The organism is Candidatus Methylacidiphilales bacterium (assembly GCA_033875315.1).
GTDB lineage: Bacteria > Verrucomicrobiota > Verrucomicrobiia > Methylacidiphilales > CAZTYG01 > JANRJG01.
Genome location: JANRJG010000009.1, coordinates 76,884 through 92,165 on the forward strand (window position 1 = coordinate 76,884; position 15,282 = coordinate 92,165).

General features: G+C 63.2%; 16 protein-coding genes. 11 read left to right on the top strand and 5 right to left on the bottom strand.

The features are described 5' to 3' along the window. Positions 1-61: 61 nt before the first annotated feature. From folP to tilS, 3 genes are all read right to left on the bottom strand, one after another. Positions 62-922 carry a dihydropteroate synthase gene (folP, locus tag SFU85_03030; protein MDX6765743.1) on the bottom strand — a complete coding sequence of 287 codons (861 nt, stop codon included), beginning with the start codon at positions 920-922 and terminating at the stop codon, positions 62-64. 60 nt (positions 923-982) lie between these two features. Then, entirely contained in the window at positions 983-3,136 is a 2,154-nt protein-coding gene (gene ftsH, locus SFU85_03035; protein ID MDX6765744.1) for an ATP-dependent zinc metalloprotease FtsH, read from the bottom strand. 140 nt (positions 3,137-3,276) lie between these two features. Continuing rightward, the gene (tilS, locus tag SFU85_03040) at positions 3,277-4,224 is read right to left on the bottom strand and encodes a tRNA lysidine(34) synthetase TilS (GenBank protein ID MDX6765745.1); all 948 of its coding nucleotides are present in this window, start codon (positions 4,222-4,224) and stop codon (positions 3,277-3,279) included. Between the two features lie 45 nt (positions 4,225-4,269). On the opposite strand from tilS, the gene sppA reads away from it, so the two are divergent. From sppA to SFU85_03080, 8 genes are read left to right on the top strand one after another with little or no spacing between them, the layout of a single operon-like run. Beyond that, complete coding sequence (sppA, locus tag SFU85_03045; protein MDX6765746.1) at positions 4,270-5,262, top strand: signal peptide peptidase SppA; 993 nt, start codon at positions 4,270-4,272, stop codon at positions 5,260-5,262. A gap of 8 nt (positions 5,263-5,270) precedes the next feature. Next, complete coding sequence (locus SFU85_03050) at positions 5,271-6,056, top strand: CPBP family intramembrane glutamic endopeptidase (protein MDX6765747.1); 786 nt, start codon at positions 5,271-5,273, stop codon at positions 6,054-6,056. After that, the gene (locus SFU85_03055; protein ID MDX6765748.1) at positions 6,053-6,934 is read left to right on the top strand and encodes a thiamine-phosphate kinase; all 882 of its coding nucleotides are present in this window, start codon (positions 6,053-6,055) and stop codon (positions 6,932-6,934) included. The genes SFU85_03050 and SFU85_03055 overlap by 4 nt, the downstream gene beginning before the upstream one ends. Then, on the top strand, positions 6,931-7,353 hold the full coding sequence (tsaE, locus tag SFU85_03060) for a tRNA (adenosine(37)-N6)-threonylcarbamoyltransferase complex ATPase subunit type 1 TsaE (GenBank protein ID MDX6765749.1): 423 nt from the start codon (positions 6,931-6,933) through the stop codon (positions 7,351-7,353). Before SFU85_03055 ends, tsaE begins: the two co-directional genes overlap by 4 nt. 58 nt (positions 7,354-7,411) lie before the next feature. After that, entirely contained in the window at positions 7,412-7,999 is a 588-nt protein-coding gene (gene tsaB / locus SFU85_03065; GenBank protein ID MDX6765750.1) for a tRNA (adenosine(37)-N6)-threonylcarbamoyltransferase complex dimerization subunit type 1 TsaB, read from the top strand. A gap of 40 nt (positions 8,000-8,039) precedes the next feature. Further along, complete coding sequence (alr, locus tag SFU85_03070; GenBank protein MDX6765751.1) at positions 8,040-9,146, top strand: alanine racemase; 1,107 nt, start codon at positions 8,040-8,042, stop codon at positions 9,144-9,146. A 9-nt stretch (positions 9,147-9,155) separates the two neighbouring features. Then, the gene (locus SFU85_03075) at positions 9,156-9,578 is read left to right on the top strand and encodes a phage holin family protein (GenBank protein ID MDX6765752.1); all 423 of its coding nucleotides are present in this window, start codon (positions 9,156-9,158) and stop codon (positions 9,576-9,578) included. 5 nt (positions 9,579-9,583) lie between these two features. Then, complete coding sequence (locus SFU85_03080; GenBank protein MDX6765753.1) at positions 9,584-10,075, top strand: hypothetical protein; 492 nt, start codon at positions 9,584-9,586, stop codon at positions 10,073-10,075. Here SFU85_03080 and SFU85_03085 read toward each other — a convergent pair. Both SFU85_03085 and dnaE read right to left on the bottom strand, forming a co-directional pair. Further along, a complete protein-coding gene (locus tag SFU85_03085; protein MDX6765754.1) occupies positions 10,054-10,548 on the bottom strand; it encodes a GNAT family N-acetyltransferase in 495 nt (164 codons plus the stop codon). The genes SFU85_03080 and SFU85_03085 overlap by 22 nt on opposite strands. Before the next feature lie 5 nt (positions 10,549-10,553). Further along, positions 10,554-14,084 carry a DNA polymerase III subunit alpha gene (gene dnaE / locus SFU85_03090; protein MDX6765755.1) on the bottom strand — a complete coding sequence of 1,177 codons (3,531 nt, stop codon included), beginning with the start codon at positions 14,082-14,084 and terminating at the stop codon, positions 10,554-10,556. A gap of 273 nt (positions 14,085-14,357) precedes the next feature. Here dnaE and rpsU point away from each other — a divergent pair, with 273 nt between their 5' ends. The 3 genes from rpsU (at position 14,358) to SFU85_03105 (ending at position 15,279) form a co-directional block, all read left to right on the top strand. Next, a complete protein-coding gene (gene rpsU / locus SFU85_03095; protein ID MDX6765756.1) occupies positions 14,358-14,546 on the top strand; it encodes a 30S ribosomal protein S21 in 189 nt (62 codons plus the stop codon). Between the two features lie 110 nt (positions 14,547-14,656). Then, the gene (locus tag SFU85_03100) at positions 14,657-14,878 is read left to right on the top strand and encodes a hypothetical protein (protein MDX6765757.1); all 222 of its coding nucleotides are present in this window, start codon (positions 14,657-14,659) and stop codon (positions 14,876-14,878) included. Continuing rightward, the gene (locus tag SFU85_03105) at positions 14,875-15,279 is read left to right on the top strand and encodes a PIN domain-containing protein (GenBank protein ID MDX6765758.1); all 405 of its coding nucleotides are present in this window, start codon (positions 14,875-14,877) and stop codon (positions 15,277-15,279) included. Before SFU85_03100 ends, SFU85_03105 begins: the two co-directional genes overlap by 4 nt. Positions 15,280-15,282 lie beyond the last annotated feature (3 nt).

The window sequence follows — 15,282 nt, forward strand, 5'->3', positions numbered from 1 at the left end:
TGGTGGAAACGCAAAGGGGTTGCTTAGGGATCAAAAACAACGAACACCCACCCACAAGCGGTCATCCCGTTCTTCGGGCTGCATCGTTGTGCAGCAATTCCCACATGTGCACGAATTGGCGGGTTTCGGCCACTTCATGCACCCGCCAGATCTGCGGACCACCGGCTGAGATCAGGCGCGCGTGGGCGGCCAGGCCTCCGGGCAGACGGGAATCTTCCGGGGTCAGGCCAAGGGATTTGAAGATGAAGGATTTGCGTGAAAGCCCCCAGACCACCGGGCGACCCAGTGCCTTGAAAGCCGCGGCCTGGGTGATCAATTCCAAGTTGTGGGAAACGGTTTTGCCAAATCCCACCCCGGGGTCGAAGGCCACCCGCTCGGCGGGAATGCCCGCCTCGTCGAGGGCGCGTCGGCGGGAAGAAAGGAATTCCATCACATCGGCGGTGACATTGGCGTAATGGGGATCGGCCTGCATGGTCCTGGGGGTGCCCCGGCTGTGCATGGCGATGTAGCCCGCGCCGCCACCGGCCACCACCCCCAGCATTTCCGGGTCCCACAATCCGGCACCGACATCATTGACCACGGATGCCCCGGCCTGGAGGGCTTCTTTGGCGACAGCAGCCTTATAGGTATCGACCGAAAGCACCGCGGCGGGCCGGAGGCGGGCGAGTTCCCGGATGACAGGCAGTACCCGCTGGATTTCTTCCGCGGCGGGCACGGGCTCGGCACCCGGACGGGTCGATTCGCCACCGATGTCGATCAGATCCGCACCATCATCCAAGAGGCGCAGGCCATGATCCACCGCGGCGGAAGTTTCCAGGAAGCAGCCCCCGTCGGAAAAAGAATCGGGGGTGACGTTGAGCACCCCCATGAGCAGGGGGCGGCTGCCGATATCGAAGCGGCCCGAGGCGTGTTTCCAGATCATGGGGATCAAGAGAAACAGCCGCGTGCTCCGCCCACTGCCCTCCGTTGTCCTCTTGCGGCCTCAGGCCCCGGCAGGAGCGCCTTCCAAGCCGGGCAGCAATCCGTCGTCCTTGCCTTTTTTGGTGGCCGGTTTGGCCTTGTCGAGGGGTTCCTGGGGCAGAGGGGTCACGGGCGGAGCGGCATTCTTCGGCGGCGGATTCTTCATCTCGCCGTGTTTCATGATGTCCTCGACGTGGGTGCCGTCGAGGGTCTCGTATTCCAGCAGGGCGAGGGCGATGGCCTCGGTTTTGTCCCGGTTGGCCTTGATCAAGTCACTGGCGCGTTCGTAGGCGGTGTTGACCACGGCGAGAACTTCCTTGTCGATCTCGCGGGCGGTTTCCTCGCTGTAACCACGGGCGCGGGACATTTCCCGTCCGAGGAAGACGTATTCATCGTGGTCGCCGTATTGCACCATGCCGAGTTTTTCGCTCATGCCCCACTCACAAACCATCTTCTTGGCGAACCAGGTGGCCTGCTGGATGTCGCCGGAGGCGCCGCTGGAGATTTCCCCGAGGAAAATTTCCTCGGCCACGCGTCCGCCCATGGTGACGCAGAGGCGGTCGAGGATCTGTCGCTTGGCATAACCATAGCGGTCTTCCTTCGGGAGCATCATGGTCACGCCGAGGGCGGGCCCGCGGGGGATGATGGTGACTTTGTGCAGGGGATCGGTGTTGGCCAGGAGGACATTGAGCACGGCGTGGCCGGCCTCATGATAGGCGGTGATTTTCTTTTGTTCCTCGCTCATGGCCATGCTGCGGCGCTCGCGGCCCCAACGGACTTTGTCGCGGGCTTCCTCCAGATCGGGAAGTTCGATGGCGGCGGCGGCACGGCGAGCGGCGATGAGGGCGCCTTCATTGATGAGATTGGCCAGTTCGGCCCCCGAGAACCCCGGGGTGCCTCGGGCGATGATGCTCCAGTCGACGCCGTCGGCGACCTTCACCTTGCGGGCATGGACGGCGAGGATCTGTTCGCGGCCCTTGACGTCGGGGAGGTTGACCGTGACTTCGCGGTCGAACCGGCCGGGCCGGAGAAGCGCGGGGTCGAGCACGTCCTTGCGGTTGGTGGCGGCGATGATGATGACGCCTTCCTGGGAGTCAATGCCGTCCATTTCCACCAGCATGGCGTTAAGCGTTTGTTCGCGTTCATCGTGCCCGCCGCCCAGGCCATGGCCGCGGCTGCGGCCGACCGCGTCGATTTCATCGATGAAGATGAGACAGGGGGCGGTCTTGCGGCCCTGCTCGAACATGTCGCGCACGCGAGAGGCACCGACGCCGACGAACATTTCCACGAAGTCGGAACCGCTGATGCCGTAGAAGGGCACATCGGCCTCACCGGCGATGGCCTTGGCCAGGAGGGTTTTACCGGTACCGGGAGGGCCGACCATGAGCACACCCTTCGGGATGCGCCCACCGAGTCGTTGGAAGCGCTTGGGATCCTTGAGGAACTCGACGATTTCCTGGACCTCGTCCTTGGCTTCGTCGACCCCGGCCACGTCCTTGAAGGTGATCTTGTTTTTGTCCTTGGAGAGGAGGCGGGCCTTGCTCTTGCCGAAGGTGAAGGCGTTCTTGCCCGCCATTTTGATCTGCTGGCGGAAGAAAAAGTACATCAGGAGGATGAATAGAATGAAGGGCAGGATACCAATGAGGGTGGCCCAGGTGGTGTTGTCGATGGTCTTCTGTTCGACCTGGGGGAACCCGGCCTGGGCGAAGATTTCCGGAAGGTCGCGCACCAGCGGCGATTCGAGAATAATGGGGGCGCGGTATTTCTGGGGCGCGGGAGGCTTGGTCGGCGCGGCGCCAAAGATGCCGGGGACGGCGGGGGCGGATTCCTTGGCTTCGGCCCCGGGGACGGGTGAAGTTGGGGCTACCGGCAAACCGGGCTTGATCGAGCCCTCAAGGAAACTGGTTCCGCGGGCGGGTTCATTGAGCACGACCACTTTTTCAAACTCGCCGCCTTTCAAGCGGGTGATGAATTCCGGGTAGCTGATTTCCTTGGTCACCCCCTCGACTTGAAGACGATGGGCATAGAAAGCGAGCATGAGGACGCCGGCTCCGATGACCAAGAGAACAAAAAAGCGGGAATTGGAAGGAGGTGTGGAACCGCCGTCATCGGGTTTGCGGCGGATGGGAGCCTTCGGCAGTTTGGGAGGCCTCGGGCCGGATTTATCTTTAGACATGTTCGAGTAACCTATCATGCCCGCACCCCCTTGGCAACCAAGCTCCGGGGATGGATCCCGGGCAAATCACCTCCCCATGCCCCAAACGCCCCTTGGAGGCAGGCAACTGGCGGCGAGAAAGCACCGGAATTCTTGTATCTTTATCGTTGTAACCAGATCCATCCGGCGGTTCTGCGGGCAAAAAGACCGGTCTTCAGGTTCACTTTGGCCGGCTTGTCCGTAGTTAAAAGCCCGCGCACCGACTCAATTTCCTCGAAGCCGACATCGCTGACTTCGAGCTTCAAAAGCCAGGCACGAATGCGGCGGCGCTGCCACGCCGTGGGTTGGCCCCGCAATTCGGCGACGGACAAACGATCCCCGGTCGCGCCGGACAGGAGTTCGTCCCAGTATTGGTTTTCCGACTCGATGATTTCGGCGGTGCGTGCGAGCAGCGGCGCGACGCGTCGGCCGGTCAAGCGGTCCAGATAAGGAAGCAACCGGAGTCGGACAGCGTTGCGGCGGTGGCGGGTGTCCACGTTGCTCGAATCCTCCCTCCAGGACAATTTCCAGTGGCGGGCCAGGGCAGCGAGATCGTCCCGGGTGAAGGCGGTCAGCGGGCGACATACCTCCAGGCCGAACAGGCTGCGCACCGGGCCCGGTCCCGCCAGGCCGGCCGGACCCGCGCCCCGCAACAACTGCAGCAAAAGGGTCTCGGCCCGGTCGTCCGCATGGTGGGCCAGCCAGATCTCGCCAACGGAGTGGCGCGCCGCCTGTTTGCGGAAAAAGTCCCAGCGCAGGCGACGGGCATCCGCCTCGGTGCGGCGCGATCCGGCGCGGGCCTTGCCGGGGACCAAGGGAACCGATCGCTCACGGCACCAGGCCCGCACCCAGCCGGCATCGGCCTCACTTTCCGCTCCACGCCAGTTGTGGTTGAAATGCCAGGCTTGGAAACCCACCCCGGACCGGCGGAGGGCCTCGGCCAAGAGGACAGAATCCATGCCACCGGATAGACCCAGGGCCCGGCTGACGCGGCGAGCCCCCAGCGATGAAACCGCGGAAAGCACCTGTCTCTCCAAGCGAACGAGTGCGGTGGCGGGCAGCTTCTTCATCACGTGGGCTTGCGCAAGGCGGTGTGGGGTGCCAACTTTTCCCCCATGAACAACAAAGTGCTCGGCTGCCTCGGGATCGTTTTGCTCGCCGCCCTCGGCCTGAGCGTGCTGCTCAATTTCGCCCTGCTGGTGGGCGACCTCGAAACCGGCACCTCCAAAAAAACCTTCCAGGAAAAAGTCATCGAGGAACATGGTCTCGGTTCTTCCGACACCATCGCGGTGTTGGATCTCTTCGGTGTCATCACATACGGCGTCCCCGGCATGGTCGAAGACACCATGGTGGACGACCTGGTGGCAAAGCTCAAGCAGGCTCGCGAGGACGAGAACATCAAAGCCGTGGTCCTGCGCATCGACAGCCCCGGGGGCGAAGTCACGGCCAGCGACGTCCTCTACCACGCCGTCGCCCAGACCCGGGCCACCAAGCCGGTCATCGCCTACATCGACAGCGTGGGCGCGTCGGGGGCCTACTACACCGCCATGGGGGCCTCCAAAGTCATGGCCAACGAACTGAGCATCACCGGCAGCATCGGCGTGATCATGCAGTCGATCAACGTCGAGCAACTGGCCAACAAAATCGGCATCACCGCCTTCACCTTCAAATCCGGAAAAATGAAGGACCTGCTCAACCCCACCCGCCAGCCCACCCCGGAGGAAATGGCCTTCGTGCAGGGCTTGATCAACGAAACCTACGACAAATTTGTCGGCATTGTCTCGAAAGAGCGCAAACTGAACGAACAGGCTCTGCGCGCCGAACTGGCCGACGGGCGCATCGTCAGCGGCAAACTGGCCGCCGCCGCCGGGTTGATCGACAAGACCGGATATTTTGAAGAGGCCCTGGAGGAGGCCAGGAAGGCCGGCAATCTGGGCAAAGACGCCCGCATCGTCCGCCTCGTCGCCCCCTTCACCTTCAGCCACTTCCTGCGGGCCTGGAGCAAGGCGCCTGAAACGCCCAAGGTCCAGATCGAGATCGGTCCGGATCTTCCCCGCATGGAAGCGGGCAAGTTGTATTTTCTCTCCCCCCACCTCTACGGGCGCTGACCGTACCCATGCCCCCGTCGAACCCCACGGTCGATCTGGCCGCCGCCTGCCTGATCGTCCTCTCGATCCCGGTCAGCATCGTGGCCGGCTGGTCGGCCTACAAACTCCTGCGCACCGGCCTCCCCCCCTCCCGCGTGCCGGACCTCGGGATCCCCCTGAACGAAGTCTCCGTATTCTTGCTCAGCATGGCGCTCCTGGTCCTGGCCGCCGGCCCCCTCGTTTATCCCGCCTCGGTCATCCTCACCATCGCCTTTTTGCTCCTTTGCAAAACCGATCTACGCCAACTCTGGAATTTCGAACGGAACGATCTGCGCACCTCACCCGGCCTTGCCGTGACCGTTTACCTGGCCGCCCTGCCGCTGGTGGGGCTTTTGTTGCTGCTTTCGCTTGCTGTGGGTTCCCATTTCGGCTGGCCCATGGAAAGCCAGAAGCCGGTGCAGATGTTCCTCCAGGCCCGCTCACCCATGGTCATCGCCGGGATCATCCTGCTGGCCTGCGTATTGGCACCAGTGGCCGAGGAACTGCTCTTCCGTGGATTCCTCTACCCGTGGCTCAAGGGACGGATCGGACGTACGCCCGCCCTGGCCCTAACTTCGCTGGCCTTTGGACTGGCCCACCTCCACTGGTCCTCCTTCCTCTCCCTGGCCTTCTTCGGACTGGTCCTCAACCTGGTCTATGACCAAACCGGCAAGCTGGCCCACTCCATGGCCCTGCACGCCACCTTCAACCTCGTGACCTGCGGCATGCTTTTGCTCTACAAATTCTCCACGCCGGGGGGCATCATCGGGCCATGAACGAAGACGCCCGCGTCGCCCGCTGGATCCGGGGCTGGGAGAAATCGCCCGGCATCCTCCTTGGACCCGGCGACGATTGCGCATTGGTCGCCCCCCCTCCCCGGGGCCATGTTGCCGTGCTCAAGACGGATGCCGTCCATGAAGGCGTTCATTTCACGCGGCGCGACCCCGCCCGGTTGGTCGGGCGCAAGGCGCTGGCCCGGGCGGTCAGTGATTTCGCCGCCTGCGGCGCCACCCCCGTGGCCTGTCTGCTGGCCCTCGGCACGCCCGGAACGCCAGGCACCGATGCCTACACCGACGGCGTGATGCAGGGCCTGGCCGCTGCCGCCCGGGCCTGGAAGATCGGTCTGGCTGGCGGCGAAACGACCCGTACAGCACGCCTGGGACTGACGGTTTCCCTGTATGGATGGGTCCGGCGCGGCAGTGACGTCCGACGCAGCGACGCCTCGCCCGGGGATTCTTTATTTGTCACCGGCCTGTTGGGGGGGACACGGCGGGGACACCACCTGCGCTTCACTCCGCGTCTGGACGAAGGCCGATGGCTGGCCGCAGAAGGCCTGCCCTCGGCCATGATGGATTTGAGCGACGGACTGGGGAAGGACCTCCCCCGTCTGGCCCGGGCTTCCGGGGTTTCCTACCTCATCCGACCCGAATGCCTGCCCCGACGCCGCGGCTGCACCCCCCACCAGGCGGTCAACGACGGCGAGGACCACGAGTTGCTTTTCACCGTGCCCTTCAAACATTGTCGCCTCCTCTTGGAAAGCTGGCCATTCCCGACGCGCTTGACCTGGATCGGCGGAATCCTTCCCGAAAAATACCCCCCGATGACCTATGGGTTGAAGATGAGGGGTTACGACCCGTTTGCCAGCCAGCCATGAGCCCATTCTTTCCCGCCCTCAGCCACTCGGAAGCAGAAACCCGGGGGCTGGCCCGTGCGTGGGCCGCCACCCTGGGGCCGGGGTCGGTGGTTCGTCTGGTCGGCGACCTGGGAGCGGGCAAGACCACGTTTGTGCAGGGCATGGCCGAGGGACTTGGATGCCAAGCCCAACCGACCAGCCCGACCTTCTCCCTGATGCACGAATACCCGGGATCGCGGATGGTCCTCTTCCACTGGGACCTCTACCGCCTTTCCCTTACTACGGATTGGAGTCAATTGGACCTGCCCGACCAGCTTCCCGGGCCCGGGATCACGGTGGTCGAATGGCCCGACCGTTATCCCGGACACTGGCCCCCCGGCACCCGGACCCTCCACCTCCGCACCCGGGAGGATGGGTTGAGGGATCTCGTTCTGGAATGATCGGCCCGGAGGGGATTCCGCACTTGGCGATGCACCCCGGGCGGGGCAGGATGATCCGGTGGTCGTCACCCTGAGTTTGGAATCAAGCAGCCCGCAGTGCAGTTGGGCCCTCCTGGAGGGCGATGACGTGCGGGCGCACGGCGCCACCCTAGAACGTGCCTCCGGTGGCTTCTTCGCCAGCCTCACCGGTGCCTGGCCCGCGGGCACCCGTCCGAATCAGATCCTCGTCGGCGTCGGTCCGGGATCGTTCAGCGGCGTGCGGGTCGCCATCGCGGCCGCCCTCGGGATGGCCCGCGCCTGGAATTGTCCGGTCATTCCCGTCCGTTCCACCCATGCCCTGGGGAGACTTTACCCGGAAGAAGAATGGTTAGGCGTCTTCAGCGACGCCAAACGCGGCCAGGTTTTTTACACGTCCTACCGGCGTGGCAGGATGGCCGAAGCCAGCCGCCTGGTTCCCCGCGCGGAACTGGGCCCGACAGCCGCCCGCTGTACCCTGGCCGTGGCGCTGGGCCCTCTGGAAGGGCTTTCGCAGGCCGTCTGCCCATCGGCAGCCGAACTCGCCCGTGCCTGGAAAGATGGCGGCGCCGAACCCGCACTGGCCCTGGAACCGGTCTACCTCCACGAGACAGTAGTGGCCTCCGCTTGAGTGACCCAGCTCCGGAGTTGCTTCGCGCAAGGAATGCTTCATGTTGGAACGCTTGAAATCGGACCTGCCCCACCGCTCATGGTGTGAAATCGACCGTTCGGCACTGCGGCACAACCTGCGCGCCCTGGCCGCGATCACCTCGGCACCGGAAATGATGCCCATGGTGAAAGCCGATGCCTACGGACACGGCATGATTGAGTCGGCCAGGGTTTTCGCGGACTCCGGGGCTTCATGGATCGGCTGCGCCAACGTGCACGAGGGCATGGCCCTTCGGGCGGCGGGCATCCCGCTGCCGGTGCTCCTCCTGAGCGGTTTTCTGCCCGCGGAAGTGCCGGCCATGATCGAGCACCGCCTGACCCTGACACTGTCCTCCGTGGAGGAAGCCCGCCAGGTCGCGGCCTTGGCCGCCAAACGCAAAACCCCGCTCCAGGTCCAGGTCAAAATCGACACCGGCATGGGTCGCCTGGGGGTGCCGCTCGGGCAAGCCGCCACACTCGTCCGCAAGGTTTGGGAGGACCCGAACCTCGTTCTGACCGGAGTTTATTCCCACTACGCCTGTTCGGATTCCGACCCCGCCTTCACCCGCGACCAATGGAACAAGTTCCAGACCATCCCTTCGCCGGCGGGAATCCCCCGGCACATCTGCAACAGCGCCGGACTGCTGGCACTTCCGGCTTCGGCCGGCGACCTCGTCCGCCCCGGCGTGGCCGTCTACGGCATCAGTCCCCTGGCCCGATTCCAGTCCCTGCTCCGACCAGCCATGTCTTGGAAATCGCGGATTGTCGGCGTGCGTACCGTGCCCCGTGGCACCCCCTTGAGCTACGGGGCCACATACCGCACACCGCGAGCCATGCGCATCGGTCTGGCCTCGGTGGGATACGGCGACGGCCTATTCCGCGCGCTTTCCAACAAGGGTGAGGTGCTGGTGCGGGGGAAACGCTGCCGGATCGTCGGCCGAGTCACGATGGACCAGATCCTGCTTGATCTGGGGCGTGTGCCCCGGGCTGCCAAAGGTGACGAAGTGGTCCTCCTGGGTCGGCAGGGAGCGGAGGAAATCTCGGCGACAGAGATGGCGCGCAAGGCCGGTACCATCTGTTACGAAGTCTGGTGCCACATCACGGACCGTGTTACAAAGATCTACCGGTAGGTTTGCTTGATGAAAAACCCCTTCTTTCGTTGGTTGGTGCTGATGTTGGCCGTCTGGGTGGCGGATTTCTTCTTCGCCGGCATCCGCCATGATTCCTGGCAGAGCCTGGCCGTGGCCGCGCTGGTCCTGGCCCTGCTCAACACCCTGCTCAAACCGGTCCTGGCCCTGCTTTCCCTTCCCTTCATCATTGTCACCCTCGGTTTTTTCCTGTTGGTCATCAATGCCGCCCTGCTCAAACTCACGGCCTGGATCATGCCGGGGGATTCATTTGTGGTCGCCTCCTGGTGGGATGCACTCGGCGGGGGCTTGGTCATCAGCCTGGTCAATCTGCTCTTTTCACGATCTTCGGCACGGGTCGAAGTGAAAGGCCAGCGCCGGGGCGATTCCGGGCGTCGTCCACCTCCGGGCCAGGGACCGGTCATTGACATATGACAAACGTGCCCGCCATCCCCGAAAGCAACCTCGAATGGCTCCTGCTGGCTGTTTTCATCGCCAGTGCCTGGGTCGGATTCATGGCCCTGCTTTCCTGGTACTCGGGCATCCGCGCCCTCGGACGGACGTTCACCCGGTTCCCGCGCATCAAGGGACGCAAGCACTGGATGGTCACCGTCTGGTGCGGCACCGGCGCCATCGCCATTCCCTATCCGTTTTGTTACACCCTGACGCTCGGCGACGATGGCATGTACCTGGAACCGGCGTTCTTCCTCCGCCCCTTCCACCACAACATGCGTATCGGATGGCGCTCGGTCATCGACTGCGATTCCTCGTTTTTTTTCACCAAGATCCGCTTCGTCGAACTGCCCTTTTCCCTGACCGTGCTCGGACGGGCGGGCAGCGAGATCCACAAGGAAGTGCGCCGCTACTCGGATACTTGCCGGGCGGACGGGAACCGGGCTCCCACCCGCGTTCAGCGCAATTCAAACTCGTAGCGGGCGATGTTGAAGCCCGCCACTTGGCGGTCGCTGTGGTGGCGGAATCCGCATTGTTCGTAAACCGTGCGCAGCTTGGGACGGTCGGCGAGGAAATCCAGACGGAGGAAGCGTTTGCCCCGGTTCTTGGTTTCGCGGAGCGCCCAGGCGATCAGGGCCTGGGCCAGCCCCTTGCCAGCCTCGCGGCGAACCAAGGCCATCTTGTGCAGGAAGAGGGATTCCTGGCCGGGAACGTCCGGCCACATCTCGGGTTCGTCCTCGTGCAACTTGAAAGCCCCAACGGGCGCCCCCTGGGGGTCGCGGGCGATCACATAGCGGCCGGAAAGGATGTCGGGGCGCAGCTTGTCCGGGGCCACTTCCTGTTCGGTCCAGAGCGGCTGGCCCTTGGCTTCCAGCCACTTGGCCGCCTGCTGCAACACCTCGGACACATCGTGCAGATCGTTCTCGTTGGCGGTGCGGATGTCGATTTGCATGGGGATTATCTTTCGACCGTGGCGGTGAGTGGCTTGCTAGTGCGGGCCGGATAGCGCCGTCGCGGGGGCGGAGCGAATTCCTTGGTGCGCAGCCGTACCCTACCCTTTCCGGCGATGCCGCGCAAGGCGCGTAGAAGGCCCAGGGAGGGTTTGATCCAGAGGGACGAAGCGGATTCGAGCACGGCCTGCCCGCCCTGCGGACCGGGAAGGATGAGGCAAAAGGGCACATCCCCGGGATGGGCGGCCAGGAGTTCCAGCACCCGGGAGAACACCTCGGGACGGCACTGCTCCCGGTCTAGGACCAGATAAACGTCGCGCACATGACTCGAGGCCACTTCTTCCAGGGTGTAGATCGCCGCCGGGATGACCTTGGCTTTGTCCTCTTCCCGCCGGTCCATCTGCCCCACCACCACAACCGGGGTTTCTTCCTCCAATTGGGGGCCGAATTTTTGGTAGGTTTCCGACCAGAGCATCATCTCGACCTTTCCCGTGCGGTCCTCGAGTTGCACAATCGCCCAGGGCCGTCCGTCTTTCTTGCTCAGGCGCACTTCGCGGCCCACCACCAGGCCGGCCAGGCGCACGACGCCGTCATGGGGTTCCTCGCCCAATTCGGCCACCGGATGCCCCCGGAACGAACGCAGGTCTTCCTCGTACTCGTCAACCGGATGGCCGGTGACGTAGAAACCGAGCAATTCCTTCTCGTATTGCAGCCGTTCTTTCATCGGCCAGTCAGTCAGGGCCTCCGTCCGGGCCCGGCCTTTGGCCGCCGGGGCGGGGAGGGACTCGCCGCCAAGCATGTCAAGGAGGCTGCCCTGGCCGCTTTCCTTGTCGCGAGCGAGCGATGAGGCGGCGGCCAGGGCGGCATCAATCTGCGACATCAAGGTGGCGCGGTTGGGTCCCAGCCCGTCGAAGGCCCCGGCCTTGACCAGGCTTTCGACCGTCTTCTTGTTGATGGCACGGAATTCGACCCGGCGGCAGAAATCGTCCATCGATAGGTAGGGTCCGGTGGCGCGGCCCGCAATGACCGCATGGGCCGCCCCCTCGCCCACGTTCTTGATCGCCGCCAAGCCGTACCGGATGCGGCCCGGGGCCACGGTGAATTTCAGCCCGCTCTCGTTGACCGAGGGCGGCAGGATCTCCAGGCCCATGGTCACCGCTTCGTCGACAAACAGCGCGATTTTGTCGGTGTTGTCCAGCTCGTTGCAAAGCAGGGCGGCCATGAACTCGACCGGGTGATTGGCCTTGAGGTAGGCGGTGTGGTAGGAAATCAGACCGTACGCCGCACTGTGCGACTTGTTGAATCCGTAGCCGGCGAATTTTTCCAGCAAGGCGAAGATTTCCTCGGCCAGCTTGCGCGGGATCTGGTTCATTTCCGCACAGCCCTGGATGAATCGGGCCTTCTGCTTTTCCATCTCCTCGGGCTTTTTCTTGCCCATGGCCCGGCGGAGCAGGTCGGCGTCGCCCAGACTGTAGCCTGCCAGCACCTGGGCCGCGGCCATCACCTGTTCCTGGTAGATCATGATGCCATAGGTGTCGCCGGAAACCTTCTCCAGGAGCGGGTGCAGGTAGTCGAAGCGGCATTCGCCCTTCTTCCGTTTGATGTAATCCGGGATGAGGTCCATCGGACCGGGACGGTAGAGCGCGATCAGGGCGATGATGTCGTCCACGTTCTGGATATTGAACCCCAGACAGGTGCGCCGCATCCCGGGGGATTCCACCTGGAAGACGCCGATGTTCTGGGCCTTGTTGAGGAGATCGAAGGTTTTCGGATCATCCAGGGGGATGTCTTCGGTGCGCATCCGTTTGCCGGTCGACTGTTCGATGAAGTCGAAACAATCCTGGATGACGGTCAGGGTCTTGAGTCCGAGGAAATCCATCTTCAACATCCCCAGCTCGCTCAACGGCTCCATCTCGAACTGGGTCAACACGCTGCCGCTGTCGTCCATCGTCAGAGGCAATGAGTCGGTCAGGTCGCCATCGGCGATGACCACCCCGGCGGCGTGCATGCCGGTCTGGCGGACCATGCCCTCCAGTTTCAAGGCCGTGTCGATGACCTCGCGCGCCTGTTCTTCTTCGTCGAACATCCGCTTGAAGTCCTGGGAGGCATCGAGGGCCTTCTGGATCGTGATCTTGGGATCTTTGGGGATCTGGTCGGCGATGCGCGAGGCGTCGCCAAAGGACAGTCCCATCACCCGGGCCACATCGCGGATGGCCATCTTGGCCCCGAGGGTGCCGAAAGTGACGATCTGGGCCACCGAGCGGTCCCCGTATTTCTTGCGCACGTATTGGATGACCTCCTCGCGCCGGGTCTGGCAGAAATCCACGTCCACATCGGGCGGGGAAATGCGCTCCGGGTTGAGGAACCGCTCGAAGAGCAGGTTGTAGCGCATGGGGCAGAGTTCGGTGATACCGAGCACGTAGGCCACGAGGCTCCCGGCGGCGCTGCCGCGACCCGGCCCGACCGGTATGCCGTTCTGTTTGGCGTAGTGGATGAAATCCCAGGTGATGAGGAAGTAGCTGACGAAGCCCATGCGCTCGATGACCCCGAGTTCGAAATCCAACCTCTGGAGCAATTCCGGATCGGCGGCCCGCTCTCCATATCGACGGGCCATGCCCGACTGGCAAAGTTCCCGCAGGTAGGTCTCGCGCGTGCGTCCCTCCGGGGGCGGATAGGCCGGGTAGTTGTTCTTCCCGAACTCCAGCTTCAAATCGCATTGGTCCGCGATGGCCAGGGTGTTTTCGCAGGCCTCCGGACAATCGGCGAACAACGCCCGCATGGCGTCGCCATCCTTGAGATAGAATTCGTCCGACGGGTAGCGCAGGCGCTTTTCATCGGTCAGCTTGGCCCCGGTCTGGATGCAGAGCAGGATCTCGTGCGCTCGCGCGTCCTCGCGCTTGACGTAGTGGACGTCGTTGGCCGCCACCAGGGGCACCCCGCTGGTCTTGGAGAGGGATCGATAGGCCTCGCGCACCTGTTGTTCCAGGTCGAGGCCGTGGTTGTGGACCTCGAGGTAAAAACTACCGGGCTCGAAGATTTGGCGGTAGTCATCGACGAGGCCCTGGGCGTCCTTCATCCGCCCCTGGAGGACGGCCTGGGCGATGTCGCTTTTCAGACAGGCGCTGGTGCCGATCAGCCCCTCGCGGTGGCGCTGCAGGAGGGCCTTGTCGATGCGGGGTTTGAAGTAATGGCTCTCCAAGTGCGCGGCAGAGACCAATTTGAGCAGGTTGCGGTAGCCGGTCAGGTTGCGGGCCAGCAGGAGGAAGTGGAAGTTCGGGTCGCGTCCGTTGGCGGCCGGCGTCTTGTCCATCCGATCGCCGGGGGCCATGTAGACCTCGCAGCCGATGATCGGCTTGATCCCCGCCTTGGAGCAGCTTTGGTAGAATTCGATCGCCCCGAAAAGGTTCCCGTGGTCGGTCAAGGCCAGTGCGGGCATGCCAAACTCTTTTGCCCGCGCCACCAGATCCTTCACCCGGCAGGCCCCGTCGAGCAGGGAATACTCGGTATGGACGTGGAGGTGGACAAATGGTGACGGCATCCCCGCCAATATGGAACACCCCCGGGCAAGGTCGAGAGGGAATCGAGCCGGCTGGACCGCCCCCCTCCGCCGGGATGGCCTACCGGCTGAAACTAACCAGCCACCAAGCACCATCATTCGGGCCGGGACGGGTGATTTTCCCGGCCCCTGAGCCCATCCGACTGCGCAACACCCTGCCCTGGAAGGATTAACGCACGTGATTGACAGTGCGCGCGCCTTTTTATATTCTGAACCTCCCTTGGATGCCAAGGGCGAGAGCGAGGTGATTCATCCATGTCCGAAGTCAAACTGAAAAAAGGCGAGTCCGTCGACAAGGCACTCCGCCGACTGAAGAAGAAGCTGGACCGTGAAGGCACGATCCGGGAAGCCCGTGCCCGCCGGAATTTCGAAAAGCCGAGCGAGCGCCGTCGCCGCAAGAAAAAGGAGCCCAAGCTCAATTTCTGGGGCAACTTCAGCCTCTGATCGTCCCGGACGATTTTCCCAAACCCGGTCCCGCGCAAGCAGGACCGGGTTTTTGTTTTGCGGGGGGGGTCCGTCGTTGACCCATTCCATGATTTTGCTACCGTCAAAGTATGAAAGTGACTGTCGATATTTCAGAAAAAGATTTGCGGGATATCATGCGATTTTCCAAAGAAAAAAAGAAAGGTCCGGCGATCACCAAGTATCTCTGCGACAAACTGCAGTTGGAACGCCGCCGCGAACTGCTGCAGGAATTCGCCGAAGGACGCGCGCACGTGGATTTCCCGAATTGGGAGGCCTATGAAAAAGCCCAGTGGACCGAGGCGCGGACATGACCCCCTGCATCCTCGATTCCTGTGTCTGGGTGGACCTCCAACGTCCGAAGACCCCGCCATCCCGAAGGCAGGAAGCCCTGAAATGGGCCTCCCAAGCGGAAGCCCTGACCTGTGAACCGGTGCTGTTTGAGCTGCGCTATCTGGCCAGCCAGACACAGTCAGGTATCCTGGAAAAACTGCTCTCCACCGTGGTTTGCCTGCCCACGCCTCCCACACTGTGGAAAGAGGCCACGGATCTGGCCCAATCCTGTCGCAAAAAAGGCCTGATCGTCCCCCCGATTGATCTTTTGGTCGTGGCCTTGGCACGCCACCATGGTGTGGGTATCGTGACCTCGGATGCGCATTTCTCGGTCCTGAAATCCATCACGCCGTTCCCGCTCCACCTGTTGAAACACGCTTGAATC

Bases quoted from the DNA above. Each gene is read 5' to 3' on its own strand.
- tilS (MDX6765745.1), bottom strand. From the start codon at position 4,224: ATGAAGAAGCTGCCCGCCACCGCACTCGTTCGCTTGGAGAGACAGGTG.
- rpsU (MDX6765756.1), top strand. From the start codon at position 14,358: ATGTCCGAAGTCAAACTGAAAAAAGGCGAGTCCGTCGACAAGGCACTC.
- tsaE (MDX6765749.1), top strand. From the start codon at position 6,931: ATGAGCCCATTCTTTCCCGCCCTCAGCCACTCGGAAGCAGAAACCCGG.
- sppA (MDX6765746.1), top strand. From the start codon at position 4,270: ATGAACAACAAAGTGCTCGGCTGCCTCGGGATCGTTTTGCTCGCCGCC.
- SFU85_03050 (MDX6765747.1), top strand. From the start codon at position 5,271: ATGCCCCCGTCGAACCCCACGGTCGATCTGGCCGCCGCCTGCCTGATC.
- SFU85_03075 (MDX6765752.1), top strand. From the start codon at position 9,156: ATGAAAAACCCCTTCTTTCGTTGGTTGGTGCTGATGTTGGCCGTCTGG.
- alr (MDX6765751.1), top strand. From the start codon at position 8,040: ATGTTGGAACGCTTGAAATCGGACCTGCCCCACCGCTCATGGTGTGAA.
- ftsH (MDX6765744.1), bottom strand. From the start codon at position 3,136: ATGTCTAAAGATAAATCCGGCCCGAGGCCTCCCAAACTGCCGAAGGCT.
- dnaE (MDX6765755.1), bottom strand. From the start codon at position 14,084: ATGCCGTCACCATTTGTCCACCTCCACGTCCATACCGAGTATTCCCTG.
- SFU85_03085 (MDX6765754.1), bottom strand. From the start codon at position 10,548: ATGCAAATCGACATCCGCACCGCCAACGAGAACGATCTGCACGATGTG.
- folP (MDX6765743.1), bottom strand. From the start codon at position 922: ATGATCTGGAAACACGCCTCGGGCCGCTTCGATATCGGCAGCCGCCCC.
- SFU85_03100 (MDX6765757.1), top strand. From the start codon at position 14,657: ATGAAAGTGACTGTCGATATTTCAGAAAAAGATTTGCGGGATATCATG.
- SFU85_03105 (MDX6765758.1), top strand. From the start codon at position 14,875: ATGACCCCCTGCATCCTCGATTCCTGTGTCTGGGTGGACCTCCAACGT.
- SFU85_03055 (MDX6765748.1), top strand. From the start codon at position 6,053: ATGAACGAAGACGCCCGCGTCGCCCGCTGGATCCGGGGCTGGGAGAAA.